The organism is Pseudarthrobacter sp. NKDBFgelt, from assembly GCF_046097905.1.
Taxonomy (GTDB): Bacteria; Actinomycetota; Actinomycetes; order Actinomycetales; family Micrococcaceae; genus Arthrobacter; species Arthrobacter polychromogenes.
In genome coordinates this window covers 1-638 of record NZ_JBJURL010000203.1, presented here as the reverse complement: position 1 = coordinate 638, position 638 = coordinate 1, and the positions used below count along the sequence as shown (strand labels likewise).

The window sequence follows — 638 nt, the reverse complement described above, 5'->3', positions numbered from 1 at the left end:
CATCGGTCATGCCAGCCGCAACGCCGCGCTCCCCCGCATGGCCTCCCGATCCGGAGACGTTGTTCACCGGAGGCGCGTGACGGGAGTGGAGCACGGATGAGCGCAGCATCACCTTAGGTTCTTGATTTCTTGAACGACCCCCCCGTACGGGATTGCCTCTCCGCCCTCCACTGCAACCTTTCTGAGCGCGTGAGAAAAAACGAATAGTGGCGGATCTTTATTTAGCTCCTCAAAGGTCACTATCTCCGGCCACCTATGCACCTCGCTGATGACCAACAAGAGGGCGTTCACCTCTTCCTCCGGAGAGCCTGCGACAAAGACGTCCGCAAACGCATAGCAGAATCCAATGACCAATAGAGCAGAGCAGAATACCGAGAGACTTTTGTAATATCCGTCAAAGTTTCCTATCCGGTAGCGGAATGGGCCCTCGGGATCCCCCCAACCATTTCTCAACAACGCATGAGTGTTAAAGTGAACAAAATTAGAAGATAAGAAATACACATAATTATAGACAGACTGAATATTCAAATCTTCGGCCATCTCGCGCACGGTAGGCCCGCCCTGTCGTGCGACCCCCTTCGCCTTCCAAAAAGCGCTCAGCTCGGCCTTAGCCGATCGGACATCACCTTCTAAGGTCG

General features: G+C 53.9%; 1 protein-coding gene. It reads right to left on the bottom strand.

Annotated elements, in window-relative coordinates:
• Positions 1–108: 108 nt before the first annotated feature.
• Positions 109–638 (bottom strand): DUF5677 domain-containing protein (locus ACKAE7_RS21160; RefSeq protein WP_408980242.1); only part of this gene is annotated, 530 nt, incomplete at its 5' end.